The sequence below is a fragment of the Flavobacterium aureirubrum genome (assembly GCF_038739835.1).
GTDB classification, from domain to species: Bacteria; Bacteroidota; Bacteroidia; order Flavobacteriales; family Flavobacteriaceae; genus Flavobacterium; species Flavobacterium aureirubrum.
Genome location: NZ_JBCGDO010000061.1, coordinates 1 through 1,911, shown reverse-complemented (window position 1 = coordinate 1,911; position 1,911 = coordinate 1). Strand labels below are relative to the sequence as shown.

The 1,911-nt window shown below is 33.4% G+C and carries 3 protein-coding genes and 1 pseudogene; all 4 read left to right on the top strand.

Features of this window, described 5'->3' with window-relative positions; translation table 11 throughout:
• Positions 1–152: 152 nt before the first annotated feature.
• On the top strand, positions 153–545 hold the full coding sequence (locus WFZ85_RS15900) for a hypothetical protein (RefSeq protein ID WP_342697235.1): 393 nt from the start codon (positions 153–155) through the stop codon (positions 543–545).
• A gap of 86 nt (positions 546–631) precedes the next feature.
• Positions 632–754 (top strand): annotated as a pseudogene (locus WFZ85_RS15895) (integrase); the annotation flags it as partial.
• A gap of 140 nt (positions 755–894) precedes the next feature.
• Positions 895–1,251, top strand: coding sequence for a hypothetical protein (locus tag WFZ85_RS15890; RefSeq protein ID WP_342697234.1), 357 nt, complete (start codon positions 895–897; stop codon positions 1,249–1,251).
• A 248-nt stretch (positions 1,252–1,499) separates the two neighbouring features.
• The coding region (locus WFZ85_RS15880; RefSeq protein WP_342697233.1) for a hypothetical protein at positions 1,500–1,911 on the top strand (412 nt) is incomplete at its 3' end.

Below are 1,911 nucleotides of genomic sequence, written 5' to 3'. Positions count from 1 at the left end.
ATTGGTATATCCATAAAAGTTATTACTTTTAGAATGATTTATTAACATGAAGAGCCGTATGAAGGGAGACTTTCACGTACGGTTCTGTGGGAAGGCAAGGGTGCGATTCCCTTGCCTGACCCGATTAGCCAACATGGCTTAAAACCCGCATAATGATTGAACCAAAATTTCGATGCTCAACAAACGAGGCAATTCTTAAAATTGCTAAACAACTACATTTGGAATATAATTCCGGAATGCAGGATTGGGAATGGGAAATCGCAAACCCAAAGCACATTGAAAAATATATCGAACATTACAAAAGCTTAAAAGATGATGATGAAAAGTTTACGTTAATGGAAATTATAATTCAGGCGTTGACTGATCAGGAAGAAGAGAAACTTAAAAAGTATTGGAAAGTAGTAAAGGAATTTTTAAAAGCAAATTTTGGAGTTCACGAATATTCAATTTTTTACTGGTCATACTTTGAAAATAAAAACGTAGAAGAGTGTTGGCAAATAACTCCACAAATGAGAAGTTTATGGAAAGAATACAACGTCGGCTAATCGAGTAGACGGCTCCGCCAGAAACTGACGGAGTGCGCCTCTGACGGTAGTGAGCGGATGGTGGTTAGAGGTGTTTACTTGAGAGGGGTACAGATTTAAGGTATATTTCAGAGTTGCTAGGTCATAGTAGTAGTAAAACAACTGAAATATATACTCATGTTAGTACGAAAAGTATTCCACAATTTAAAAGGCCATTTGATGATTTGTAATACAACTTTTATTTCTATTTTTGAAACAAATACGCTATTCAATAGCGCCTATTCACCCTGTTTTGGGTGTATATGCGCTACTTTGTAGCGGGTATATACGAGTTACCAGAGATTGCCACTGAACATACAACTAATCAATTATGAAAGGAATTCTGTCCATTGTTTTTTTATCATTACTAATTGTACAAGATAATTTCACTTTTACGAATGAAAACCAAAAAGTCATTTTGAGCATTGATAATAATGCTAAAACACTAACTTGGGAAAAAAATTCAATTATAAAACTAAGAGTGGAAAACATTGACACAAAAAAAATGACAATGTCTGCAAAAGGAATTATGTTTATGAAAAGTGATAAACCAACAGAAGAAGTAAATCTATCAATTACTCCGAAAAGAGAAAGTTTCCAAAATGATACTTTAAATCTTCATATAGGATTTAAAAATGAGAAAAACGAATTTATTCATCATAAGTTTTTAATTTTAATAACAAAATAAATACCGCAACCTCTGGTAATCGAGTAGACGGCTCCGCCAGAAACTGACGGAGTGCGCCTCTGGCGGTAGTGAGCGGATGGTGGTTAGAGGTGTTTACTTGAGAGGGGTACACATTTGAGGTATATTTTAGAGTTGCTAGGTCATAGTAGTAGTAAAACAACTGAAATATATACTCCTGTTAGTACGAAAAGTATTCAACAAATCAAAAGCCCGTTTGATGATTTATAATACAACTTTTATTTCTATTTTTGAAACAAATACGCTATTCAATAGCGCCTATCCACCCTATTTTGGGTGTATATGCGGTACTTTGTAGCGGGTATATAGAAGTTACCAGTAATTTTATGACACGACGCGAGAAAAGACAACTCACAAGAGAAAATCAAAAGAAAGTAAAAATTTATAAACCTATCTCGAAAAGTGATAAAATTGTAGTTATTACAATTTCGTTGATAATGATTTTGTCATTTGTTTATCTAGCTTTTCGTGACAACTCATTACCAAATAATGAGTTGGTTTCTATAAATGTAAAATTAAAAAGTCCACCGAAATATGACGAATATAAAATTAAGTCGACAACTTACAGAGATATTATTCTAACAACAAAAGAATATAGCCGAGAATTCAAAATTACGTCTATGACTTATGAAGCAACAAATC